Origin of the sequence: Actinomadura latina NBRC 106108 (assembly GCF_001552195.1) — a bacterium.
Taxonomy (GTDB): Bacteria; Actinomycetota; Actinomycetes; order Streptosporangiales; family Streptosporangiaceae; genus Spirillospora; species Spirillospora latina.
On sequence record NZ_BCQS01000032.1, the window covers coordinates 1 to 22,056 of the forward strand.

Below are 22,056 nucleotides of genomic sequence, written 5' to 3' on the forward strand. Positions count from 1 at the left end.
AGGTCGAGGATCGCGGCGGCCACCGTGTCTACGTACCAGCGTTGGAAGCGCTCGGGTGACCAGCCGCGTTCGCGTACGAGCCAGTCGTAGTTGGTGACGTCCATGGCGAGGAAGAGGACGTCGGCGGCGCTGTCGACGTCGTGGTCGGACTGCAGGTGGCCGGTGGCGGCGAGTTCGGTGGCGAACATGGTCATGCCCCGGCGGCGCTCTTCGGTGTTCTTGCGCCAGATCGCGGCGACGTCGGGGTCGGCGGTGGCGGCGCCGGCCAGCGCGATCATCACCTCGGCTTGGCGGACATGGGTCTGGTACAGGTGCCGGGCGTAGCGGGCGAGCTTGTCGCGGGGGTCGGTGAGCGCGCGGATCTCGGCGACGAACGGCCTGTCGGGCAGTGCCGCCGGCTCGTCGTCACCGGCGATGGTGACGTCGACGAGCTGGGAGAGCAGGTTGCGTTTGCTGCCGAACACCGCGTACACGGTCTGGATCGCGACCCCGGCCTCGGCTGCGACCGCGGTGAGCGGGGTGGCGGCGTAGCCGGGATCGACGAACAGCCGGCCCGCCGCGTCCAGGATCGCCGCGCGGGTCTGGCGGGCCTGCTGCCGGCGCCGTGCCGATTCATAGCGTCTCTTGACAGCCACATGAGAAGCGTAGTCTTCTATTGGATAGAGGCTTCATCTAGTGAAAGAGGGGGTCGGGATGCCGTTCGGCGTGCTGCAGGAGATGCCCGGAGTCACCGAGAGCGAATACCGGCTGGTGGAGAAGCACTTGGGGCCCGATCGGCCTCCCGGGCTGCTCGCCCATGTGGCCGGTCCCGCCCCCGACGGCTGGAGGATCATCAACGTCTGGGAGAGCGAGGAGGCGTTCCGCCGCTTCCAGTCCGAGCGGCTGATCCGCGCGGCCGGTCTCGCTGCGCAGCAGGAGGGATTCGACCCCGGCAAGGCCGCCGGATTCCGGTCGGTCACCCTCGACGGCACCGAACTGCCGTTCTGATGCCCGACACCGAATCCCTGCGGGCGCGCAATCTCGCGTTCTGGACGCAGACCGCGCCCGGCTGGATCCGGCACGCCGACCGGCACGATGACCTCGGCCGTCCACTGGGCGCGGCGGCGATGGACTGGCTGCGGCCACGCGCGGGTGAGCGGTTCCTGGACGTCGGCTGCGGCTGCGGGGGCACCACCGCCGCCCTGGCGGAGGCCGTCGCGCCGACCGGACGGGCGGTCGGCGTGGATCTGGCCGAGTCGATGGTGGCGGCCGCGCGCCGGCGGTTCCCCCCCGGACCGGCACCCCGGCCTGAGCTTCGTCTCCGCCGATATCGAGACGGTCGGCGTCGTGCCCGGTGCGCCGTTCGACGCGGTGTTCTCCCGCATGGCGCTGATGCTGCTGGCCGACCCGGTCGACGGCTGCATCGCGATCCGGCGGTCGTTGCGCCCGGGCGGCCGGCTGGCCGCGACCGTCTTCCGTGATGGCACGGCCAACCCCTGGCTCGCGATGGTCGTGCTCGGCGCCGCGCCCCATCTCGACGCCCTGCCGCCGCTGCCGCTGGGCGAGGAACCGGGCCCGTTCGCCTTCGCGCAACCGGCGCGCATCGAGCGCATCCTGACCGCGGCCGGCTTCGAAGGCATCACGATCCAGCCCCACGACGTCACCCTGCGGGTTCCCGACGAACCCGACACAGCGGCCGAATGGCTCATCGAAATGGGACCCGCGAGCGCGGCGTACCGGGCCGCCCCTCCCGCACGGCAGGCAGCCGCCAGGTCGGCGACCGCCGGGCTCCTCGCCCAGTTCGGTGCCCCGGACGATGACCCGGGGGCCACATACCGGCTGCCAGCTGGACTCTGGCTGATCACCGCGACGACACCCGAGTGATCAGCCGCCGCCACGCTCCAGCGCGCGGTCGATGGCCTGTTGGGAGCGTTCCGCGATCTCGACCAGGGCGGGAAACATCGCGGAGAAAGCTTGCTGATCACCGGCTCGTCGCCGAGGGCCCGGGTAAGCAGGCCGGGCATGGCCGGTGGTGGCTGCGGGGGCGGGGTTCTCTATGTGTTCTGTTGGCGGTGCACCATTTCGGTGATCCATGTGGGGGCGAACGGCGAGGTGCAGCCTGGAGGGGTCGGGTAGTCCTTGAGGACCTCTAGGCGTTCGCCGATGTCGATTGCACGGGTGCGGTGTTCGGCGTGGTCGATTCCGATCTGCGCCAGGCAGTGGTTCATCGCCCACTGCAAGCGCTCCGGGGCGTCCTTCATCTCCGCCTCGATGACGTCGAGCAGGGCGGTGAGGTCGAGGATCTCGGGTTTCTTCGTTACGCGGTCGGTGGTGAGTGCCCAGCCGGCACTCGCTACCACTGGGTCCGGATCGGCGGACCAGGCCAGGCGCAGGTCTTCGGAGTGCGGGTTCTTCTTCACCACGTAGTTCACGAGCCAGTCGTGCACCTTGGGGGTGCGCGCCTCGCGCAACATGACGTCGAGTTCGTGCTGGTCGAACTGCTTCGGGCGGCTGATCAGGATCGCCAGCAGTTTCGCCGCGGTGTCACCCGTCTCCCAGAGCCGGCACGCGAGATCCTGCTGAGTTTTCAGCCGCTTTGCGAGCGCACGCAGCTTGCTGAGGTTCACGCCGTGATCGTCACCGTGCTTCTCGTTGACCGCGCGTGTCTTCGGGTCGTCGAGCGCGGCCAGCTCGGCCATCACCTCGGTCAGCGTCGTGTCGGCCATCTCTGCCCCCTGCCCATCGCGTGGGCTTCAGCCTATGGCGGAGGTCGGTCGCCCAGGGGCGGGACGCCCTCGCCATAGCGGGAGGGCGTCCCTTGTGCTGCTAGGCGTTCTTGAGGGCCTGGGTCAGGTCGCGGAGGGATCGGGGGGTGAGGAGCAGCTTGGGGCCCTCGGGGTCCTTGCTGTCACGGATCGCGACGGTGTCGGCGAGGCGGGCGAGCTCGACGCAGTTGCCGCCGTTGTTGGAGCTACGGGACGCCTTGCGCCACTTGGCGGTGCTCAGGTCCATTTCTCCTTTGCCACCTTTGCTATCAGGTCGAGGGACTGGTCCAGGGGGTACGCGACGGACTGAATGGACGCGAACAGCTCAGTGAGCCGTTTGATTTCCAGGCGATCGGTGGTCGTGTCACCGCTGAACGCATTGTCTTTGTAGCCTACCTCGCTTCCGTCCGGGAGCGTTCCGATGGCGAAGGCGCCGCCTATGCCCTCGTGCAGGCTGAGCGGGGCGATTTGGATGCGGACCTGCCGGGAGGAGACCGCCAGAAGGTGCTGAAGCTGGTCGTGCATCACCTCGGGGTCGATGGCGCCGCGGTTGAGCACGCTCTCGTCGATCACGTACATCAGGTGCGGTGGCGTGTTGCCGGCCAGGATGTCCTGGCGCGCGAGGCGGGCCTCGACGGCGGCCTCGTCGTTGTCGAGCAGGTGCCCGACGTAGGCGGGGGTCTGGAGGAGACCGGGGATGACCAGAGGCTCGTAGCCTCGGATCGCGTCGAACTTCGGTTCCTGGATGGCCCAGTCGGCGAACCAGACCGGGACGGCGTTGGTGCCCTTGAAGAGGCCGTCCCACAGGTGGGTCAGCGCCTCGCGGGTGTCGAGGACGCGGTCGCCGTGGACGGCCAGGAGCCGGTCGGGGCGGGATTCGCCGCGCTCCACGGTGCCGACGGTGCTCTTCGAGTACGGGGCGCTGTCTTGGATCCGCTCGCAGAAGGCCGCGATGCTCAGCCCGGCGGCCTCGCGGTAACGCCGGAGCTCGGAGCCGAAGAGCGCGTTCGGCGACTCCCAGGGGCGTAGATCGTTCGGACGTTGTCCCACTTCCCTCTCCTTGAACTTGGACGGCCGGGAATGACCGGCCATGTGCGGCTGCGGCCATGAGCATGCACGGAGCTTGGATACTCATCGTGCTATTGCCACTCCATAGCGTGACACAGACGCGATGATTCAGCCACCGGATTTCGCAAGAGAACGCCGTTCTGGAGGCTGTTTATCGTGATCGATTCGAATCTGGCCGCGGAGGCAAGCGCAATCGTGCTCAATTCCTCCGCGCGCGCGCCAGAGACCGCTCGAGGGTGGGTTGCGGACGTATTTCGTCAGCACGCCCTTGGGGACGACTACATCGCACGTACGGTCGTCACTGAATTGGTGACGAACGTCCACAGGCACACCGACACGGAACTCATTCCTATACGTCTTCTCCTGGAAGACGGTCACACCGTGGTGGAGGTGGAGGACCGCTCCGACGAACTTCCGGTCGTCCACGCCGAAGACGACACCGCCGAGTCGGGACGGGGGCTGCTGATGATGTCCATGCTCGTCCAGGACTGGGGCGTCCGGGCGCTGGACGAGGGCGGCAAGGTGACGTGGGCACGGCTCTGCGGATGACGGTCGCGCGCGGTCTGTTCGTCATGTGGTGGTGGCGTATTCGGTTCGAGCACGCCACCGCCGAGAAGCATCTGGATGCGCTCGCGGACGCGATGAGCGCCCGGGGCTGGTCGCACGTCAAGGTCTATGTGGAGTCGCCGCCGGTGCTGTGGGTCTTCCCGGACGACGGCGAGGAGGCAGCGTTGAGCGCCGCCGCCGTGCGGGTCGGCGGAAGGTGGGTCTTCCAGGTCTCCCGCCTGATCGAGTACCCGTGCGAGGCGGTCGTCCGGGTGGCGGGCGTCCTTGACGACGTCCTGTGGGACCGCTTGGGTTCTGGCGGCGTCAAAGCGTCACCATGACGTGCGGCGTCGCCGTCAGTGGCGGCGTTTGGCGGCCCAGTCTCGGATCTTGGCTATGCGGTCGCGGACTTCGGCGGCGCTGGCCTGCGGGACGGGGGGGCCGCCGCAGGCGCGGCGCAGTTCGTTGTGGATGACGCCCTGCGGTTGGCCGGTGCGGTGGTTCCAGGCGTTGACGAGGCCGTTCAGCTCGCGGCGGAGGGCGGCGATGTCCTCGGCGGCGGTGCGGTCGGCGCGGGGGTCGCCGGTCTTGCGGCGGCGCTCGTTGGCCAGCTGGTCGGCCTGGCGCTTGCGGAGGAGGGCTGACACCTGGTCGGGTTCCAGGAGGCCGGGGATGCCCAGGTACTCCTCCTCTTCGGCGGAGCCCGGCTGGGCGTGCATGCCGAACTCGCCGCCGTCGTAGAGGACGCGGTCGAACGTGGCGGAGGCTTCGACGGTTTCGAAGGGGAGTTCCTCACCGACGTCCGGGTTGTCCTGCTTGCGGTTGGCCTCGGCCAGGAGGTCGTCGTCCAGGCCGTCCTCGCGGACGGGACGGTCCAGGACGTGGTCTCGCTCCTCCTCCATCTCGGAGGCGTGCCCCATGAGGGTGGGGACGGAGGGCAGGAAGACCGACGCCGTCTCGCCCCGTTTGCGGGCTCGGACGAAGCGGCCGATGGCCTGCGCGAAGAAGAGGGGCGTGCTGGTCGAGGTCGCGTAGACGCCCACGCAGAGGCGCGGGATGTCCACGCCCTCGGACACCATGCGGACCGCCACCATCCAGCGGTCCTCGGTCTCGGCGAACCCCTTGATCTTCTTCGATGCGGTCGGGTCGTCGGAGAGGACGACGGTCGCGCTCTGGCCGGTGACGGCCTTGAGCATGCCGGCGTAGGCGCGGGCCGTCTCGTGGTCGGTGGCGATGACCAGGCCGCCCGCGTCCGGGATGACGCGGCGGAGCTCGGTGAGGCGGCGGTCGGCGGCGGCCAGGACCTGCTTGATCCAGTCGCCCTTCGGGTCGAGCGCGGCGCGCCAGGCCTGGGCGGTCTGGTCCTGGGTGAGCGGCTCGCCGAGGGTCGCGGTGATCTCGTCGCCGGCGCGGGTGCGCCAGCGCATCTCGCCGGCGTAGGCCAGGAAGATGACGGGGCGGACGACGCCGTCGGCGAGGGCCGGGCCGTAGCCGTAGGTGTAGTCGGCCCGGCTGCGGCGGATGCCGTCCGGCCCCTCGTCGTACTGGACGAACGGGATCGGGTTGATGTCGGTGCGGAACGGCGTGCCGGAGAGGCCCAGGCGCCGGGTGGCCGGCTCGAACGCCTCGCGGACGGCGTCGCCCCAGGAGAGGCCGTCGCCCGTGTGGTGCACCTCGTCGAAGACGATGAGGTGCTTGCGCGACTCGGTGCGGTTGCGGTGCAGGGCGGGACGGGCCGCGACCGTGGCGTAGGTGACGGCCACGCCGTGGAAGTCCTTGCCGACGGGGCCCTGGCCGTTCTGGTACTCCGGGTCGATCTTGATGCCGACGCGGGCGGCGGACTCGGCCCACTGCCGCTTCAGGTGCTCGGTCGGGCACACGACCGTGATCGCCTGGACGATGCGGCGCTCCATCAGTTCGCGGGCCAGGCGGAGCGCGAACGTCGTCTTGCCTGCGCCGGGCGTCGCGACGGTGAGGAAGTCGCGCGGGCCCGGCTCGGAGCCGTCCGTCCCGAAGTAGGCCTCCAGCGCCTGCTGCTGCCAGGCGCGCAGGGACGACGCCGTCCCCCAGGCGGCCCTTTCGGGGAACGCGGGGGGCATGCTCGATGCGGCGAAGGTGCTCACGGTCATTGAAGGCTACCGAGCCGCACCGACAGTTCGTGCCCCGGCGGCCCCGGCTGTGCCCAGACCCACACGGTGCCGGCCGTGTCCCCGCGACCGGTAGGCCGCCCACGCTGACCGGATGCGGCGGCCCTGACCTGCGGTGAAGGCGTGCATGCAGGCGTCGTGGGCGTAGTCCATGAAGTTGTGGATCGGATCCCGGCCCCGCTGCGCGCAGGTGTCGCGGGAGTGCGGGCACCCCTGCGCCGGCTCCGCCTCGTACGGGGTGTCGGCCACCCCGTCGCCCGGCGGGACGCAGCCGCCCTCGAACGTGTGCAGCAGGCCGAGCCAGTGCCCGATCTCGTGGACGGCCGTGTACCCGCGGCTGAACGGCCCGTACGACCCGCCCGGCAGGCTGCGGTAGTCGATGACGACTCCGTCCATGCGCGGGTCGTTCCGGTACCACTGGGGGAAGGTGGAGAAGCCCAGGACGTCCGACCCGACGTCTGCCGTGTAGACGTTGAGCGTGCCCCGCCCGCCCTTGCGCAGGCGCTTCTTCATCGGACGCTCGTACCGCTCCGGGTCGTGGAACCACGCCGGGGCGTCCGCGCGGTCGTAGCCGGTCAGGCGGAACCGCACGCGGGTGTCGGCGCCGCCCATCCGACCCCCGTACGCGGCGTTCAGCGTGGAGATCTGCCGCTGGACGGCCTGCCTCGGCAGCCGCCCGCTGCGCCCGCTGTGGACGACGTGGAACCGCACCGGCACGACGAGGCGCTTCGCCATGCGCCGGGACGAGTCGAGGCGCCGCTCGTCGGACGTCCCGAACCGGCCGAGGAGCGTCCGCCGCAGATCGCCGAGCATGGCGACGACCTGGTCGCGTCCGAGGTCGGCCCGGTCGCGCGGCCGGGCCGTGCGGGCGTTCGTGCGGGCGTTCGGGCGGGCGTTCGGGCGGTGGACGCAGCCGCCGCCCCCCGCGGCGGAAGGCACCGCACGTATCCGGGTCCGCTCACCCGATGCGCCCGGAACAGCACACACTGTGACCAACAGTGCGCATAGCGAAACCCCGGCCAGCCGCCGCATTCATCCCCCGTATGTCAGAAGTCGGTTGTGTCAGAAGTCGGTGTGTCAGAAACTGCGGGTCCCGCGGTTCACCCCCGCCGCGGGACCCGGAAGCGCGCAGCCCAGTATGGCGACGCGCCGCCCGCCGCGTCTCAGCGGCAGGTCACCCGTCGCCCTTGTCGCCCTTGTCGCCCGACTTCATGGATTCGTAGATCTCCTTGCACTGCGGGCAGACCGGGTACTTCTTCGGATCCCGGTTCGGCACCCAGACCTTGCCGCACAGCGCGATCACCGGCGTGCCGGTCACCGCGCTCTCGGTGATCTTCTGCTTCTTCACGTAGTGGGCGAACCGCTCGTGGTCGCCGTCACCGTGCGAGAGGTCCGGGCGGACATCCTGCTGGGTGTCGCTCTCGGGAAGGATCTTCGTACTCACGTCGTTCACCTTAGTTCAGCGTGGGGTCGTCGGGAAAAGTGGAGACGAACGCCAGATCGCCGCCCTGCCTGCGCAGGACGTCCTGCCACAGCCGGACCGGGTCGCCGGCGAACACGTCCCCGGCCTCGGCGGGCACCAGGTACCAGGAGCCGTCCTCGATCTCGCCGCGCAGCTGGCCCGCCGACCAGCCCGCGTATCCGGCGAACACCCGCAGCTGCAGCAGCTCCGCCGCCAGCAGCCCGGGCGGGGCCTCCAAGTCGACGAGCCCCACCCGCGCGACCTCGGCGCCGCCGTCGAGGGCCCGCCAGCCGAGCGGCTCGTCCTCGCCGGGGAGGCGGGCCAGGGCGAGCGGGTGCTCCAGCGCGACGGGACCGCCCTGGAAGACCACGGCGGGTCCGGTGGCGAGCTCGCCCCACGGCGGGAGCACGCGGTCCACGGGGACCTCGGTCGGCCGGTTGAGGACAACTCCGAGCGTCCCTCCGCCGATGTCGTGCTCGACCAGCAGGACGACGCTCCGCCGAAAGTTCGGATCTTCCAGCTGAGGGGTCGCCACCAGCAGGAGCCCCACCCTGATGCCGTCTTCCATGGGTTCCATCATGCGTTGCGCGGACCTCCGGCGGCACGTCTCCCCGCTCGTTAGCCTGTTACGCATTCCTATCGATGGGGATATCGGCACCACAAGGTCCTGGGTTAAGAATGATCTAGGATCACCGGCCACCCGCTTGGTGCTCACCGAGAGGACAGCGATGCAGTTGCCCAGGGTCGTCATCGCCGCCGTGTTCGTCCTGCTCACGGTGTTGCTCGTGTACCAGGCCCTGACGAAGTCGGACGGGGCGGAGTCGCGCGCGTCCACGTCGGCGTCCACGTCGGCGAGCCCCAGCCCGTCCGGCAGCGGCACGTCGCCGTCCGCGTCCGGGACGCCCACCCGGTCCGGGACGCCCACCCGGTCCGGGACGCCGAAGCCGCCCGCGCAGCCGGTGACCGCGAGCATCGGCGCGGTCTCCTGCCCGGAGCGCACCGTGCACGTCAAGGTCCGCAACACCGGGACGCAGACCGAGGACTTCTCCGTCGAGCGGGACGACGGCGGCGCCGCCGTCCCCGGCAAGATCCCGCCGAACAACACCCGGACGCTCTCGGTCAAGCTGCGCGAGGACCGCCGCACCGATCTCACCGTCACCTGGGCGAACAAGCTGATCGAATCGAAGACGGTCAAGGCGAACTGCAAGAAGGCGGGCGCGGGGGCGCCGACCGAGACGCCGCCGGGCAGCCTGCCGCACACCGGCCCGGACACCGTCCTGTGGGCGCGGGCCGCGACCGGGGCCGGCATCCTCCTCACCGGCGCGATCATCTTCTGGTACGGCGGTGTCTGGCCCCGCCGCCGGGAGAAGATGTTCGCCACCGAGAAGTCCGACTAGGCCCCGCCGGCCGGGCTTCCCGCCCCGCCGGTCAGGCCCCGCCGGTCAGGCTTCCGTGCGCGGACGGCCGCCGGCGGCCTCGCGGACGGCGCCGGCGACACGCGTCGCCACGTCCGGGTGGAAGACGCTCGGAATGATGTAGTTGGGGCCGATCTCCTCCGGCAGGACGACCTCGGCGAGCGCCGTCGCGGCGGCGGCCAGCATGTCCAGGGTGACGCCGTCGGCCTGCGCGTCCAGCAGGCCGCGGAAGACGCCGGGGAACGCCAGCACGTTGTTGATCTGGTTGGGGTAGTCGCTGCGGCCGGTGGCGACGACGGCGGCGTGCTCGCGGGCCTCGTCCGGGGCCACCTCGGGCTCGGGGTTGGCGAGCGCGAACACGATCGCGTCGTCGTTCATCGTCGCGATGTCGTCGCCGTTCAGGATGCCCGGGGCCGAGACGCCGATGAACACGTCGGCGTCCTTGACGGCGCCGCGCAGGTCGCCCGCGTAGCCGGACGCGTTGGTGTGCTCGGCGATCCAGCGGAGCGAGTCGTCCAGGTCGTCGCGGCCCTTGTGGACGGCGCCGAGGTAGTCGCACACGACGAGGTCGCGTGCGCCCGCGTGCATCAGCAGCTTCAGGATGGCGCTGCCGGCGGCGCCCGCGCCCGCCATCGTGATGCGGACGGCGCCGATGTCCTTGCCGACGACGCGGAGCGCGTTGGTCAGCGCGGCCAGCACGCAGATCGCCGTGCCGTGCTGGTCGTCGTGGAAGACGGGGATGTCGAGCAGCTCGCGCAGCCGCCGCTCGACCTCGAAGCAGCGCGGCGCGGAGATGTCCTCCAGGTTGATGCCGCCGAACGCGGGCGCGATGATCTGCACGGTCCGGACGATCTCGTCGGTGTCCTGCGTGTCGAGGCAGATCGGCCACGCGTCGATCCCGGCGAACCGCTTGAACAGCGCCGCCTTGCCCTCCATGACGGGCAGCGCAGCCTCCGGGCCGATGTTGCCGAGGCCGAGCACCGCCGACCCGTCGGTGACGACCGCGACGCTGTTGCGCTTGATGGTCAGCCGCCGGACGTCCTCGGGGTTGCGCGCGATGGCGAGGGAGACGCGGGCGACACCGGGCGTGTAGGCCATCGACAGCTCGTCGCGGTTGCGCAGCGGCACCTTCGACTGCATCTCGATCTTGCCGCCGAGGTGCATCAGGAACGTCCGGTCGCTGACCTTGTGGATCTTGACGGCCTCGATGCCCTCCAGCGCGCCGGCGATCGCCTCGGCGTGCTGGGTGTCGCGGGTCGCGATCGTCACGTCGATGCGCAGCGTCTCGTGGGCGGCGGTGTTGACGTCGAGGGCCGTGACGATGCCGCCGGCGTTCTCGACCACGTGGGTGATCTGGCTGACGGCCCTGCCGCCGGCGGGGACCTCCAGCCGGACGGTGATGGAGTACGAAACGCTCGGCACGCTCGCCACGACGACTGCTCCTTGCTGTCCGGGTTGTCCTCGTCCCGCGCGCGCCGCCGTGGAACCGGCACGGTGCGTCCGGGGGCCGCGGCCCGGGTCCGGTCCCCGCGACTCGGAAAGCCCGCGCCGCGACGACGGACATCTCGACGGTCGCCGGCACGGCCGGCCTCATGACGCCGGTCAGGAGGTTGCGGAGCCGCGGATCGGCCGGGTCGGCCCCGTGGAAGTGCTGCACGCGGGCCGTCCGAGCACGGTCATCTCATCGAGCATACGCGCAACATCGCGGCGGGGTGTCCCGATCGCCCCGGCTCGTTCGCCTTCCGCCGACGCCGGGGCGGCGCCGGCGGAGGGCGCCCGTCAGAACAGGGCGGACTGCAGGCCGCGGCGGGCCCTGCCGATGCGCGGGTCGTCCGGCGGCAGCAGCTCGAACAGCGACAGCAGGTGCTTGCGCGCCGCGTCGCGGTCGTCGCCCGCGCTGCCGCGCACGGCGGCCAGCAGCCGGTCGAACGCCTCGTCGATGCGGCCGGACACCATCTCCACGTCGGACGCGCTGATCTGCGCCTGGACGTCGCCGGGCTTGTCGGCGGCCTCCTGGAGGGCGCGCTCGGCGTCCAGCGACCCGGCGCGCAGGCTCAGCTCGACGAGCGCGAGGCCCTGCCTGGCCTGGCCGTCCCGCGGGTCGCCGGCGAGGACCCGCTCGAACGCGGCCTTCGCGGCGGGCAGGTCGCCGCGCTGCAGGGCGTCGTCGGCCTCGGCGTACACGGGGTCGCCGGCGGGCACGGCCCCGGCGTCGGCCGCCGGCTGCTCGCCCTCGGGCGCGTCCGGCAGGATGCCCTCCTTGCGCAGCGCCTCGAAGAGCTGGTCGATGGCCTGGCGGACCTGCGGCTCGGGCGCCGCGCCGTTCAGGAACGGCAGCAGCTGGCCGGCGACGACCGCCGCGACGAACGGGATGCCGCGCACGCCCATCTGCTGCATGTAGGCGGCGAGCTGCGGGTTCGCGTCGATGTCGACCTTCGCGAGCACCCACGTGCCGGCCGCCTCGGCGGCGAGCTTCTCCAGGATGGGGCCGAGCTGCTTGCACGGCCCGCACCACTCCGCCCAGAAGTCGACGAGGACGGGCACGGACTGCGACCGCTCCACGACCTCGGTGTTGAAGGTCTCGTCGGTGACGTCCACGACGTACTGGCCGGCGGCACCACCGGCTCCATCGGCTCCACCGGCGCCCGCCGGCGCGCCGCCGCCCTGGGCGCGGCGTTCCTGCTGCTTCCTTGTGGCCGCCTGGCGCGCCCCCAGGTCGATGGCCCCGTGCAACGAAAAGTCCCGAGAAGGCATGGGTCCATCCTGCCCCATGACCGCACCGCGCCGTGCGTCCGTCCGCTCCCAGCGGAGCGCGCCGCCGGGGCCGGACGTCCAGCACGCCCACCTTCGTGATACAAACCGGGAATTGTCGGCCTTTCTTGAATTCTCCCCTTCGGCGCGGAAGGCAAAGAATCCAGGCGGGTCGCTGTAAAGGCAAAAAGATTGCTGACAGCCATCACCAAGCCCGGTTATAGTCACGATGTCGATGCATCGCGGCCGGCAAAAGCGGCCGGTGCCCGCCGGACGGCGGCCCGGCCCGGCGGGCACCGCGTGGCGGGTTGGGGGACCCGTGGCCACCGGGACGCCCGTGCCGGCGCCGCGAACGCATGACGAGCAACGGGGGGAAACACTTGTGATCGCGGAGCATTCCGTGATCGTGGCCCGAGGAATGGGTGTCCGCCGCGGGGGGCGGTGGCTCCTGCGCCCGGTGACCTTCGGCATACCCGAAGGCGTGGTCGGCCTGGCCGGTCCACCTGGTGCCGGTAAATCCACTCTGCTGGCCACGTTCGCGACGCTGCGCAGGCCGAATGCCGGCCTGCTGCGCATTCTCGGACATGACATATCGAACGCCGCCGGGCTGCGGGCCGCGCGGGCCGGGATCGGCTACCTGCCGGCCCGGTTCTCCCGCGCCGAGAGCATGACGGCCGGCGAGTTCGTCGCGTACGCGGCGTACTACAAGCGGACGAGCGCGTCCGCCGCGCGCTCCATGCTGAGGCGGCTCGACCTCGCCGACGCCGCCGGGACGGAGCTGGCGCTGCTGCCGCCCGAGGTGCGGCTGCGCGCGGGGCTCGCCGCCGCGTGCGTCCACGAGCCGAGCGTCGTGCTCCTGGACGAGCCGTTCGGCGAACTGTGCGCCGCCGCCGAGCCGTGGCCGACCGGCGCGGCCGGTCCCGGCGGGTCCGCGCTGACCGCCGCGATGGCGGAGCTGATCCCGGTGCTGCGCTCGCTGGCGCCGACGGTGGTCGTCACCGCCGACGCCACCGAGACGCTCACCGGCTGGTGCGACCGCCTGTTCACGCTCGCCCGCGGCCGGCTGACCGAGCAGCCCACCCAGTCGGCCGGCGCGCGCCGCGGCCGCTCCGCCGCCGACCGGCGCGGCGCCGCCACGCTCGCACCGCAGGGCGCCGACGCGCTGGCGCGGCCGGGCGCCGACGCGCAGCCGCCGCGCCGGGCCGCCGCCGCGCCGAGCCGCCGGCCCGCGCTGCCGGCGCTGCCGCGGCTCTCGCCGCCGCAGCTGACCGGGCTGGCGCAGCTGACCGGGCTGGCGCAGCTGACCGGGTTGGGGGCGCGGCGGCCGCCCGCCGGGAGCGCCACCGGTGTCTGACCTCGGGCGGGTGCTCCGGCTGGACGCCCGTCGCACGGCACTGCTGGTCGCGGTGCCGGTCCTCACCGTGGTCGGGACGGCGGCGGCGCTGCCGGCGCTCTGCCTCTCCGCCGCGTACTGGGACAACACGGTCGTCGCGCTGGTCAACACCGTCCGCTTCCTCGGGCCGGTCGCCGCCGCGCTGGCGGCGTGGGCGGCGGTCCGCGAGCGGCCGCTCGACTACCTGCGCGACCTCACCGCGCGCTCGCCCGCCACCGGCGCGCTGCTCGACCTCCTGCTGCTGTCCTCGGCGGCCCTCGTCTCCTATACCGCGGTCACGGCGCTCGTCGTCGCCGTCACGCTGGCGCAGGCGGAGGCCGGGCACCCGCACCCCCTCGGCGTGATCGCGGGCGCGGGCGCGCTCGTCCTGCACGTCGTCGTCGGCTACCTGACGGGACGCGTCGTCCCGCACCGCGCGACGGCTGCCCTGGCGTTCGGCGCGACGTCGATGTGGGCGGCGCTGCGCATCCCCGGCGTGTCGTGGTGGAGCCTCCTGCCCCCCGCCGCGTTCCCCCGCATCGACCTGTTCACCACGCTGCGCCCCCGGGTGTTCGCCGACCAGGCCGCCTGGACCGTCGGGCTGACGGCCGCGCTGATCCTCGGCTACGTGCTGTGGGCGACGCGGCGGTTCCTGCTCGTCCTGCCGCTGGCCGCCGCGCTGGCCGCGACCGGCGCCGCCACGCTCGGCCTGCACGGCTCCGGCGGCGGGACCGTCCGCGCCGCACCCGCGCAGCCCGCGTGCCGGCTGTGGCCGGTGACCGTCTGCGTGCATCCCGCACTGCGGGCCGCGCTGCCTCGCCTGACGGCGGCGGTCATCCCGCTCGCCGCGCGGCTCAACGGCACTCCCGGCGAGTTCACCGAGGTGCGGCAGCGTCCGGACTGGGCGCCGGTCTCAGTGGTGGGCGGCGTCGCCTTCATCCACCTCGACGACGGCCTCTCTCCCGGATACGCCGCGCGGGCCGTCCGGCAGATCAGCCGGGCGGTCAAGGACTCCCCCGCCTGCGAGGCCGATTCCAGCGGCTACCAGGCGCTGGTCGACGCGTGGCTCATCGGCGACGACCCCCCGTCCATCGCCGACGCTCGCGCGGCCCGCCGGTTCGCGTCCTGGACCGAGCGGCAGCGCCGCGCCTGGCTGCGCCACCACTTCACCGCGTACCGCACCTGCTCCCTCGGCCCGGGCGACTTCCGCCCCGGTCACGCGAAGAAGCACCGCTCGGCCAAGAACTCCGACCGCAGGACGTTCAACCGTGCTAATCCCCCGACGCGACGATGAGAACGGCGTCCGACCACGCCCGGCCCTTCGCCGAGCAGAAGCGACAGGTGGGAACCGCGCCAGTCGCCCTGGCGACGGGTTCCTCTGCGTGGCCGCGGCGGCCACCCCCAGCAGCCGCGGCCACGCAGAAGTCTCAGGCCCGCCCGGCGGGCTGCGCGGCGGGCGTCACGGGCCGGGCCCAGTGGCGCTCCACGAGGACCGGGGCCACCGGCAGAAAGGCGGCGCCGAGCGCCAGGACGGTGCGCTTGAGGTCCCAGCCGAGCTGCTCGCGGACGAGGAACACCAGGCCGACGTAGGCCATGAACAGGACTCCGTGCAGCGGTCCCATCAGCTGGACGCCCACCGGCGCGTCCGCGCCGTACTTGAGCGGCATCGCGACCAGCAGCAGGAGCAGGAACGAGATCGCCTCCGCGACGGAGACGAGCCGGAAAACACGAATCATGTCCACGCCCCGACAACGGGCCACTCTCACCTGGGGTTTCGGCCCGCCCTATGGCCTTGATCACACCTGGTCCACGCTGACCTCACCGGACCGCCAGGTATTGGACGGAGATGTCGGGAATGCTTGGTGCATGGCTCGCTCGGAATCCCGGAACGACGCGCCCCCCAAGCCGTCCCCCGAACGGACCCGCGCCCCCCGGCGCGGCCTCCTCACCCCGCTCGTACTGATCGTCGCGACGATCGCGCTCGTGCTGGTGGCGCAGCAGGCCCTGCACGGCCTGCCGGGCTGGCTGAACCCGTTCGGCACGGAGACGAAGGACCGCAGCGGGCCCGTCCTGCTGAAGTCGATCCGCGACCTGCACCGCTACGAGGCGGCGAGCGGCAGCTTCCAGGTGATCGTGGACCTGGAGAAGGACGCCAAGTTCCTGCCGGGGTCGCTGCGCGGCAAGCGCACGCTGTTCGTCGGCAACGGCACCGTCGACGCCTATGTGGACTTCTCCAAGCTCGGCTCGGGCGCCGTCAAGGTCAACGAGGACCGGACGTCCGCGACCATCACGCTCCCGCGCGCCCAGCTGGAGAAGACCAACCTGGACCCGAAGACCAGCTACGTCTACGCCACCGAACGCGGCCTCATCGACCGCTTCGGCGACTTCTTCAGCTCGAACCCGAACAACCAGCAGCAGCTCTACGTCCTGGCGTCCCAGAAGATCCAGACCGCCGCCGAGCAGAGCGGCCTGAAGGAACGCGCGGACGCCAACACGAAGTCGATGCTGGAGAACATGCTCAAGGCCCTCGGCTTCAAGACGGTAACCGTCCAGCAGCCCAACACCCAGTAGGCCCCACTGACCCCGGCCCCGGCCCCGGCCACGGGGCAACCGGGGCCATCGCGATCGCGTCCGAAGGCAGGTTCGAGCTTGCGAGAACCTGATCGCGCAGCGAGCCGCAAGGCGAGCCGGAGCGATGCCGGCGATCGCCAGTGTTCCGACCGGTTCCGAGCCGCTAGGCGAGGGTTCGGGTCGGAACACGAATAAGAAGAGCGTCGCCCTGGCCGCCGCCGCCGCAGAGGCCGGCGGCGCCGGTGCCGCCGCCGCGGCGCTTCAGCTCGTAGGCGAGGTGCAGGGCGATGCGGGCGCCGGACATGCCGACCGGGTGGCCGAGCGCGATGGCGCCGCCGTTGACGTTGACCTTCTCGGGGCCCACGCCGAGGTCGCGCATCGACTGGATGCCGACGGAGGCGAACGCCTCGTTGATCTCGATGAGGTCGAGGTCGTCGACGGTCAGGCCGGCCTTGCCGAGGGCGTGCTTGATCGCGGTGGACGGCTGGGACTGCAGCGAGTTGTCCGGGCCGGCGACGTTGCCGTGCGCGCCGATCTCGGCGAGCCAGCTGAGACCCAGCTCCTCGGCCTTGGCCTTGGACATCACGACGACGGCCGCGGCGCCGTCGGAGATCTGCGAGGACGACCCGGCGGTGATCGTCCCCTCCTTGCTGAACGCGGGGCGGAGCCGGCCGAGGCTCTCGGCGGTGGTGTCGCCGCGCACGCCCTCGTCCTTGGCGAACACGATCGGGTCGCCCTTGCGCTGCGGGATCTCGACGGGGGTGATCTCGTCGTCGAACACGCCGTTCTTGATGGCCGCGGCGGCGCGCTGGTGGGAGCGGGCGGAGAACTCGTCCTGCTCCTCGCGGGAGATGCCGAGCTTCGCGTTGTGATGCTCGGTCGACTCGCCCATGGCGATGCCGTCGAACGCGTCGGTGAGCGCGTCGTGGGCCATGTGGTCGAGGACCTCGATCGAGCCGTACTTGTAGCCGCCGCGCGACTTCGGCAGCAGGTGCGGGGCCTGGGTCATCGACTCCATGCCGCCCGCCACGACGATGTCGAACTCGCCCGCCCGGATCAGCTGGTCGGCGAGCGCGATCGCGTCGAGCCCCGAGAGGCACACCTTGTTGATCGTGATCGACGGGACGTCCATCGGGATGCCCGCCTTGACCGCCGCCTGCCGGGACGGGATCTGCCCCGCGCCGGCCTGCAGCACCTGGCCGAGGATCACGTACTGCACCTGGTCGCCGGCGACCCCGGCCCGCTCCAGCGCCGCCTTGATCGCGTGCGCGCCGAGGTCGGCCGCGGAGAAGTCCTTCAGCGAGCCCATCAGGCGGCCGATGGGGGTACGCGCGCCGGCGACGATCACGGACGTAGCGGTCATGTGGGGGCCCTCCAGGTGGTGCTGCGGCGACGTTTGCCACCATACCCAGGGGAACGTCGTTCGGTTCCGTTCGCCCCCGCCTGGCCGCCCTAGTAGGAGAAAGCCCATGCTGACCCGTATCGACCACATCGGCATCGCCTGTCACGACCTGGACGCGACCGTCGAGTTCTACAAGGCGACCTACGGCTTCACCGACGCGCACGTCGAGGTGAACGAGGAGCAGGGCGTCCGGGAGTGCATGCTCAAGATCAATGAGACGGGCGACGGCGCGGCGAGCTACCTGCAGCTGCTCGAGCCGATCCGGGACGACTCGGCGGTCGCCAAGTGGCTGGCGAAGAACGGGGAGGGCGTCCACCACATCGCGTTCGGGACGGACGGGACGGTCGCGGACGAGGCGGCCGGCATCGCGGGCAAGGGCGTGCGGGTGCTGTACGACGCGCCGCGCAACGGATCCATGGGATCTTTGATCAACTTTTTGCACCCCAAGGACTGCCACGGCGTGCTGACCGAGCTCGTGCAGAAGCGCCGCGACGCGGAATGATCTTGCGGGCCGGGCGCGGCGTGCGCGCGACCGGATCGTGACGTGTTCGATATCACGGTCACGGGCGGCGGGGCACTGACCGCCGCTCTGTGACCGTTCAGACACATCTGGTGCATTTGCACCCCTGGCACCTGGGGACCTTCAACCCCGCCGAACACGCCAACAAACCGGACATTCCACGCAGTGCGTCAAGATGAGCCCCCAACACGGCAGTGTCCGGAGTACGCTTCAGTCGCCGGAAGAGGTCTGGGGCACTGCGCCCGTTCATGTCAGGCGATCAACCGGTGTCCCCGGAACCACCCGTAGCCCCGTCACATCAGGATTGAGCCACATGCAGTCCGACATCGACGCCCAGCTCAGCAACTTCTTTGAAGACACGCCCCCGCGCGAGTTCGACGTGGTGCTTCGCGGCTACGACCGGCACCAGGTCGACGAGCACATCAAGCAGCTCGACAACGAGGTGCGGCAGACCCGCGAGCAGACCAGCGCCCTCCAGCGGGAGCTGTCGGACGCCCACCGTCAGCTCCAGGAGCAGGAACGTCCCACCTACTCCGGTCTAGGCGCCCGCATCGAGCAGTTGCTGCGGCTCGCCGAGGAGCAGGCGACCGAGCTGGTCCAGGCGGCCCGCTCCGAGGCGAACGAGATCAAGGCCGCGGCCAAGGTCGACGCCGCCGAGCAGCGCGCCACCGCCGAGAACGACGCCGCCGAACTGCGCGCCAACGCCCAGCGCGAGGGCGACGACATGCGCAACGCGGCCGAGCGCGAGGCCGAGGAGGTGCGCACCTCCGCCCGCCGCGAGGCCGACGAGCTGACCTCCACCACCGAGCGCGAGGTCGCCAAGCTGCGCGCCACCGCCGACCACGAGGTCGCCGAGAAGCGGGCCAGCGCCGAGCGCGAGATCGCCAAGCTGCGCACCACCACCGAGCGCGAGGTCGCGCAGCTGCGCGCGTCCACCAAGCGCGAGCGGGACGAGATCCTCACCACGGCCAAGCGGCAGGCCGACGAGATGCGCGCGCAGGCCCAGCGCATCCTGGAGGAGAGCGAGGCCCAGCGCGCCCAGGCCGAGGCCGAGTTCGAGATCCAGCTGGCCGCCCGCCGCGAGGAGGCCGACCGGCAGGACGCCGAGCGGCACTCCGCCGCGCAGGCCGCCACCCAGAAGCTGGTCGCCGAGGCCGAGCAGCGCGCCGCGTCCGCCGAGCAGCGGGCCGGGAAGGCGACCCAGCAGGCCGAGCAGACCCGGCGCGAGGCCGACTCGCACGCCAAGCAGCTGATGGCCAACGCCCGCAAGAACTCCGACAACGTGATCGCCGAGGCCAAGTCGCAGGCCGAGCAGTTGCTCGCCGAGACCAAGTCCGAGGCCGACCGCGTCCGGACGGCGGCGCAGCGCCAGGTCGACGAGCTGACCCGGCAGCGCGACAGCATCACCAGCCACCTCAACCAGCTGCGCCAGCTCATCGGCGGCGTCGCGCCGTCGATGGGCGCCGAGCCCGAGCTGGCCGCGCCCCCGGAGAAGGCCGCCATCCCGGCCGCCGAGCCGAAGCCGGCCCCGCAGGCCCAGCCGAAGCAGCAGCAGCCCGCCGCGGCGAAGGCCGCGCCCGCCAAGCAGGCCCAGGCCAAGAAGTCCGACGAGGACGACGAGGACTGGTGGCAGGAGTGAGTTCCTGAGACCGGCGTCGAGGAAAGCCTAGAGGCGGTGAAACGCCTCTAGGCTTTCCTTCGTCTCACACCGTGGGGCGTGGTCCGTGAGGGGCCGCGTCCTTCGACGAGGCAACCGAAAGAGGAGAGCCGCGTGGCCGACGAGACCTCCCGCGACGACGAGCCGGAGGCGGCACCCGGCACGGGACGCCCCGCAGGCGACCGCGGGGTGCCCGCACCGACGCCGCCCCCCGACGACGCCGCCGGCAGCGGCGACGACAAGGGCGGCGGCACCGGCGGCGGAGACACCGGCGGCAAGGGCGGCGGTGCGGAGAGTGTCGCGCCGAGTGGTGCGCTGCGGCCCGAGGAGACGGACGAACCCGTGGGGGAACGCGACCCGGCGACCGGCGCCCCGGTCACCCTTCCGGCGACGACGACGGCGACGACCGGGCAGGAGCCGCCCGCGCCCGGCGCGCCCGACCCGGCGCACGACGTCGAGCAGCGCCGCCGCGAGGCCGGCGTCGACCACCGGTTCCCGTTCGGCCGGCCCGGGCAGCCGCTCGGCCGCGCCCACCCGTTCGTCTTCGGGTTCACCGCCGCGCTCGGCGTCATCACCGCCTGGATGCTGGTGAAGACCGCCACGAACGCCAAGTCCGTCATCGTGATGATCATCGTCGCGATGTTCCTCGCGGTCGGCCTCAACCCGGCGGTGGAGCGGCTGCGCAAGTTCGGGTTCCCGCGCAGTGCGGCGGTCGCGTCGGTGTTCCTGATCGTCATCCTGTTCTTCGCGGGGTTCGTCGCCTCCCTCGTCCAGCCGGTGTCCGAGCAGGTCACCGAGCTGCGGCACAACATCCCCGAGTACGTCCAGCAGCTGCAGGACAACAAGACGCTGGCCGAGTGGGACAAGCGCTACGGGCTGCTGGACCGCGCCGAGAAGGCGGTGACCGGCGAGGACTTCCAGAAGACCCTCACCGACACCGCCACCGGCATCGGGAAGGTCGCGGTCAACGGCATCTTCCAGACGATCACGATCCTGATCCTGACGCTGTACTTCCTGAGCTCGCTGCCGCAGATCAAGACGTTCTTCTACCAGCTCGCGCCGCGCTCCCGGAGAGCCCGCGTCGCCCTGCTCGGCGACGAGATCCTCGACCGGATCGGCGGATACGTCGCCGGGCAGTTCACGATCGCGTTCATCGCGGGCGTCTCCTCCTACATCTTCCTGTCGATCCTCGGGGTGAAGTACGCGCTCGCGCTGGCGCTGATCGTCGCGGTGACCGACCTGATCCCGCTCATCGGCGCCACGATCGGCGCGGCCGTCGTGTGCCTGGTCGCGTTCCTGACCGGGACGACGACCGAACTCATCGTCTGCGTGATCTTCTATGTCGTCTATCAGCAGGTGGAGAACTACCTCGTCTATCCACGCGTCATGAAGCGGACGGTCGACGTGCAGCCCGCGGTGACGATCGTGGCGGCGCTCGTCGGCGCGGCGCTGCTCGGCGTGGTCGGCGCGCTGCTGGCGATCCCGACGGCGGCGGCGATCTCGCTGCTCATCCGGGAGATCGTCATGCCGCGCCAGGAGACGCTGTAGGCCAGTAGGTCGCCGGCCGGGCAGGTCACCGTCCGATGCGGGCGAGGGCGGCGGCGAACTCGGCGACCGCCTGGTTGAACAGGTCCGGCTGCTCGACCGCGCACAGGTGCCCGGCGCGCGGGATGACGAGCAGCTCGGCGTTCGGCAGCGCGTCCGCCATGGCGCGGGCCTCGTCCTCGGTGCCGAGCGCGTCCTCGTCCCCGATCATGACGAGGGCGGGCACCTTGAGGGCGCGGAGCGCGTCGAACGCGTCCGCGCGGCCGGCCATGGCGCGCTGCGCCCAGGCGGCCGCGTGCGGCGGGGTCGCCTGGACGAGGCCGCGGATCCGCCCGTAGACCAGGGCGCGCTGCCGGTAGGTGGTGGGCCCGACGAGGCCGGGCAGCACCTCGTCCACCAGGACCTGCGTGCCGCCCTCGCGGTCGAGCCGCTCGGCCTGCCGGAGCCGGTTCGCCCGGACGGGTTCGGTGTCGGCGGCGGCGCGGGTCGCGGCGAGCACGAGCCCGAGGACGAGGTCGGGGTGCCGGCGGCACAGCGCCATCGCGACGTACCCGCCCATGGACAGGCCGCCGACGACGGCGCGCTGGACGCCGTGGCTGCGGAACATGCGTGCGACATCGTCGGCCATCGCGTCGACCGAGGGCTCGTCGTCACCGAGCACCGACCCGCCGAAGCCGCGCAGGTCGGGGGTGATGATCCGGAACCGGCCCGCGAGGCCCTCCCGCTGGGCCAGCCACATCGCCGAGGACAGCGGGAACGCGTGCAGCAGAACGAGCGGCGTGCCCGTACCGACATCCCTTGCGTACAGCTGCACCGTCATTGGGCCATGCTTACCCGCTATCGCGGCCCTGTGGCG

General features: G+C 71.6%; 24 protein-coding genes and 1 pseudogene. 12 read left to right on the forward strand and 13 right to left on the reverse strand.

All coding sequences use genetic code 11. The features are described 5' to 3' along the window. A partial coding sequence (locus tag AL2_RS30185) for a TetR/AcrR family transcriptional regulator (RefSeq protein ID WP_210748762.1) occupies nucleotides 1–635 on the reverse strand: 635 nt, incomplete at its 3' end. A gap of 40 nt (nucleotides 636–675) precedes the next feature. Here AL2_RS30185 and AL2_RS38195 point away from each other — a divergent pair. The 3 genes and pseudogenes from AL2_RS38195 to AL2_RS30195 all read left to right on the forward strand — a co-directional run bounded on the left by AL2_RS38195 (nucleotide 676) and on the right by AL2_RS30195 (nucleotide 1,863). Continuing rightward, entirely contained in the window at nucleotides 676–987 is a 312-nt protein-coding gene (locus AL2_RS38195; protein ID WP_168444872.1) for a hypothetical protein, read from the forward strand. Nucleotides 988–1,106: 119 nt separating this feature from the next. After that, nucleotides 1,107–1,262, forward strand: a pseudogene (locus AL2_RS40170) (methyltransferase domain-containing protein); the annotation flags it as partial. Between the two features lie 25 nt (nucleotides 1,263–1,287). Then, nucleotides 1,288–1,863, forward strand: coding sequence for a methyltransferase domain-containing protein (locus AL2_RS30195; protein ID WP_369688518.1), 576 nt, complete (start codon nucleotides 1,288–1,290; stop codon nucleotides 1,861–1,863). Between the two features lie 170 nt (nucleotides 1,864–2,033). Here AL2_RS30195 and AL2_RS30200 read toward each other — a convergent pair whose 3' ends face one another. From AL2_RS30200 to AL2_RS30210, 3 genes are all read right to left on the reverse strand, one after another. Continuing rightward, a complete protein-coding gene (locus AL2_RS30200) occupies nucleotides 2,034–2,705 on the reverse strand; it encodes a DNA alkylation repair protein (protein WP_067639631.1) in 672 nt (223 codons plus the stop codon). A 100-nt stretch (nucleotides 2,706–2,805) separates the two neighbouring features. Further along, entirely contained in the window at nucleotides 2,806–2,991 is a 186-nt protein-coding gene (locus tag AL2_RS30205) for a DUF397 domain-containing protein (RefSeq protein ID WP_067639633.1), read from the reverse strand. Continuing rightward, nucleotides 2,982–3,794 carry a helix-turn-helix domain-containing protein gene (locus AL2_RS30210; RefSeq protein WP_067639635.1) on the reverse strand — a complete coding sequence of 271 codons (813 nt, stop codon included), beginning with the start codon at nucleotides 3,792–3,794 and terminating at the stop codon, nucleotides 2,982–2,984. Before AL2_RS30210 ends, AL2_RS30205 begins: the two co-directional genes overlap by 10 nt. Before the next feature lie 213 nt (nucleotides 3,795–4,007). Here AL2_RS30210 and AL2_RS36850 point away from each other — a divergent pair, with 213 nt between their 5' ends. Together AL2_RS36850 and AL2_RS30215 are read left to right on the forward strand one after the other, a co-directional pair. After that, the gene (locus tag AL2_RS36850) at nucleotides 4,008–4,361 is read left to right on the forward strand and encodes an ATP-binding protein (RefSeq protein ID WP_245667047.1); all 354 of its coding nucleotides are present in this window, start codon (nucleotides 4,008–4,010) and stop codon (nucleotides 4,359–4,361) included. Continuing rightward, nucleotides 4,340–4,699 (forward strand): hypothetical protein, encoded by a 360-nt coding sequence (locus AL2_RS30215; protein WP_083947040.1) that lies wholly within the window; start codon nucleotides 4,340–4,342, stop codon nucleotides 4,697–4,699. The genes AL2_RS36850 and AL2_RS30215 overlap by 22 nt, the downstream gene beginning before the upstream one ends. A gap of 15 nt (nucleotides 4,700–4,714) precedes the next feature. Here AL2_RS30215 and AL2_RS30220 read toward each other — a convergent pair whose 3' ends face one another. From AL2_RS30220 to AL2_RS30235, 4 genes are all read right to left on the reverse strand, one after another. Next, nucleotides 4,715–6,457, reverse strand: a complete 1,743-nt coding sequence (locus AL2_RS30220; RefSeq protein ID WP_067639821.1) for a DEAD/DEAH box helicase — start codon at nucleotides 6,455–6,457, stop codon at nucleotides 4,715–4,717. Nucleotides 6,458–6,493: 36 nt separating this feature from the next. Beyond that, entirely contained in the window at nucleotides 6,494–7,444 is a 951-nt protein-coding gene (locus AL2_RS30225; RefSeq protein WP_067639639.1) for a zinc metalloprotease, read from the reverse strand. 235 nt (nucleotides 7,445–7,679) lie between these two features. Continuing rightward, complete coding sequence (locus AL2_RS30230) at nucleotides 7,680–7,949, reverse strand: DUF3039 domain-containing protein (RefSeq protein WP_174550892.1); 270 nt, start codon at nucleotides 7,947–7,949, stop codon at nucleotides 7,680–7,682. Nucleotides 7,950–7,959: 10 nt separating this feature from the next. Next, entirely contained in the window at nucleotides 7,960–8,535 is a 576-nt protein-coding gene (locus AL2_RS30235) for a YqgE/AlgH family protein (protein ID WP_067639823.1), read from the reverse strand. 160 nt (nucleotides 8,536–8,695) lie between these two features. Here AL2_RS30235 and AL2_RS30240 point away from each other — a divergent pair, with 160 nt between their 5' ends. Further along, on the forward strand, nucleotides 8,696–9,364 hold the full coding sequence (locus AL2_RS30240) for a hypothetical protein (RefSeq protein WP_067639643.1): 669 nt from the start codon (nucleotides 8,696–8,698) through the stop codon (nucleotides 9,362–9,364). Between the two features lie 45 nt (nucleotides 9,365–9,409). On the opposite strand, the gene AL2_RS30245 is transcribed toward AL2_RS30240, so the two are convergent. Further along, on the reverse strand, nucleotides 9,410–10,813 hold the full coding sequence (locus AL2_RS30245; protein WP_067639645.1) for an NAD-dependent malic enzyme: 1,404 nt from the start codon (nucleotides 10,811–10,813) through the stop codon (nucleotides 9,410–9,412). A 348-nt stretch (nucleotides 10,814–11,161) separates the two neighbouring features. Next, nucleotides 11,162–12,136 (reverse strand): tetratricopeptide repeat protein, encoded by a 975-nt coding sequence (locus AL2_RS30250; protein ID WP_168444874.1) that lies wholly within the window; start codon nucleotides 12,134–12,136, stop codon nucleotides 11,162–11,164. Nucleotides 12,137–12,590: 454 nt separating this feature from the next. Here AL2_RS30250 and AL2_RS30255 point away from each other — a divergent pair, with 454 nt between their 5' ends. Together AL2_RS30255 and AL2_RS30260 are read left to right on the forward strand one after the other, a co-directional pair. Continuing rightward, entirely contained in the window at nucleotides 12,591–13,487 is an 897-nt protein-coding gene (locus tag AL2_RS30255) for an ATP-binding cassette domain-containing protein (RefSeq protein WP_245667037.1), read from the forward strand. After that, a complete protein-coding gene (locus AL2_RS30260; protein ID WP_157438449.1) occupies nucleotides 13,480–14,799 on the forward strand; it encodes a hypothetical protein in 1,320 nt (439 codons plus the stop codon). Before AL2_RS30255 ends, AL2_RS30260 begins: the two co-directional genes overlap by 8 nt. Before the next feature lie 133 nt (nucleotides 14,800–14,932). Here the strand turns inward: AL2_RS30260 and AL2_RS30265 are convergent, their stop codons facing one another. Beyond that, on the reverse strand, nucleotides 14,933–15,241 hold the full coding sequence (locus tag AL2_RS30265; RefSeq protein WP_210748441.1) for a DUF3817 domain-containing protein: 309 nt from the start codon (nucleotides 15,239–15,241) through the stop codon (nucleotides 14,933–14,935). 130 nt (nucleotides 15,242–15,371) lie between these two features. On the opposite strand from AL2_RS30265, the gene AL2_RS30270 reads away from it, so the two are divergent. After that, nucleotides 15,372–16,076, forward strand: a complete 705-nt coding sequence (locus tag AL2_RS30270; RefSeq protein WP_067639655.1) for a DUF4230 domain-containing protein — start codon at nucleotides 15,372–15,374, stop codon at nucleotides 16,074–16,076. Between the two features lie 163 nt (nucleotides 16,077–16,239). On the opposite strand, the gene AL2_RS30275 is transcribed toward AL2_RS30270, so the two are convergent. Then, nucleotides 16,240–17,439 (reverse strand): acetyl-CoA C-acetyltransferase, encoded by a 1,200-nt coding sequence (locus AL2_RS30275; protein ID WP_174550893.1) that lies wholly within the window; start codon nucleotides 17,437–17,439, stop codon nucleotides 16,240–16,242. A 106-nt stretch (nucleotides 17,440–17,545) separates the two neighbouring features. Between AL2_RS30275 and mce the strand changes: the two genes are divergently transcribed. The 3 genes from mce to AL2_RS30290 all read left to right on the forward strand — a co-directional run bounded on the left by mce (nucleotide 17,546) and on the right by AL2_RS30290 (nucleotide 21,203). Further along, complete coding sequence (gene mce, locus AL2_RS30280) at nucleotides 17,546–17,980, forward strand: methylmalonyl-CoA epimerase (RefSeq protein ID WP_067639657.1); 435 nt, start codon at nucleotides 17,546–17,548, stop codon at nucleotides 17,978–17,980. 331 nt (nucleotides 17,981–18,311) lie between these two features. Beyond that, the gene (locus AL2_RS30285) at nucleotides 18,312–19,637 is read left to right on the forward strand and encodes a DivIVA domain-containing protein (protein WP_067639659.1); all 1,326 of its coding nucleotides are present in this window, start codon (nucleotides 18,312–18,314) and stop codon (nucleotides 19,635–19,637) included. 132 nt (nucleotides 19,638–19,769) lie between these two features. Beyond that, nucleotides 19,770–21,203 carry an AI-2E family transporter gene (locus AL2_RS30290; RefSeq protein WP_245667038.1) on the forward strand — a complete coding sequence of 478 codons (1,434 nt, stop codon included), beginning with the start codon at nucleotides 19,770–19,772 and terminating at the stop codon, nucleotides 21,201–21,203. 25 nt (nucleotides 21,204–21,228) lie between these two features. On the opposite strand, the gene AL2_RS30295 is transcribed toward AL2_RS30290, so the two are convergent. Then, entirely contained in the window at nucleotides 21,229–22,020 is a 792-nt protein-coding gene (locus AL2_RS30295; RefSeq protein ID WP_083947043.1) for an alpha/beta fold hydrolase, read from the reverse strand. Nucleotides 22,021–22,056 lie beyond the last annotated feature (36 nt).

Bases quoted from the DNA above. Each gene is read 5' to 3' on its own strand.
- AL2_RS30275 (WP_174550893.1), bottom strand. From the start codon at position 17,439: ATGACCGCTACGTCCGTGATCGTCGCCGGCGCGCGTACCCCCATCGGC.
- AL2_RS30295 (WP_083947043.1), bottom strand. From the start codon at position 22,020: ATGACGGTGCAGCTGTACGCAAGGGATGTCGGTACGGGCACGCCGCTC.
- AL2_RS30240 (WP_067639643.1), top strand. From the start codon at position 8,696: ATGCAGTTGCCCAGGGTCGTCATCGCCGCCGTGTTCGTCCTGCTCACG.
- AL2_RS30205 (WP_067639633.1), bottom strand. From the start codon at position 2,991: ATGGACCTGAGCACCGCCAAGTGGCGCAAGGCGTCCCGTAGCTCCAAC.
- AL2_RS30200 (WP_067639631.1), bottom strand. From the start codon at position 2,705: ATGGCCGACACGACGCTGACCGAGGTGATGGCCGAGCTGGCCGCGCTC.
- AL2_RS30285 (WP_067639659.1), top strand. From the start codon at position 18,312: ATGCAGTCCGACATCGACGCCCAGCTCAGCAACTTCTTTGAAGACACG.
- AL2_RS30235 (WP_067639823.1), bottom strand. From the start codon at position 8,535: ATGGAAGACGGCATCAGGGTGGGGCTCCTGCTGGTGGCGACCCCTCAG.
- AL2_RS30265 (WP_210748441.1), bottom strand. From the start codon at position 15,241: ATGATTCGTGTTTTCCGGCTCGTCTCCGTCGCGGAGGCGATCTCGTTC.
- AL2_RS30220 (WP_067639821.1), bottom strand. From the start codon at position 6,457: ATGCCCCCCGCGTTCCCCGAAAGGGCCGCCTGGGGGACGGCGTCGTCC.
- AL2_RS30270 (WP_067639655.1), top strand. From the start codon at position 15,372: ATGGCTCGCTCGGAATCCCGGAACGACGCGCCCCCCAAGCCGTCCCCC.
- mce (WP_067639657.1), top strand. From the start codon at position 17,546: ATGCTGACCCGTATCGACCACATCGGCATCGCCTGTCACGACCTGGAC.
- AL2_RS30250 (WP_168444874.1), bottom strand. From the start codon at position 12,136: ATGCCTTCTCGGGACTTTTCGTTGCACGGGGCCATCGACCTGGGGGCG.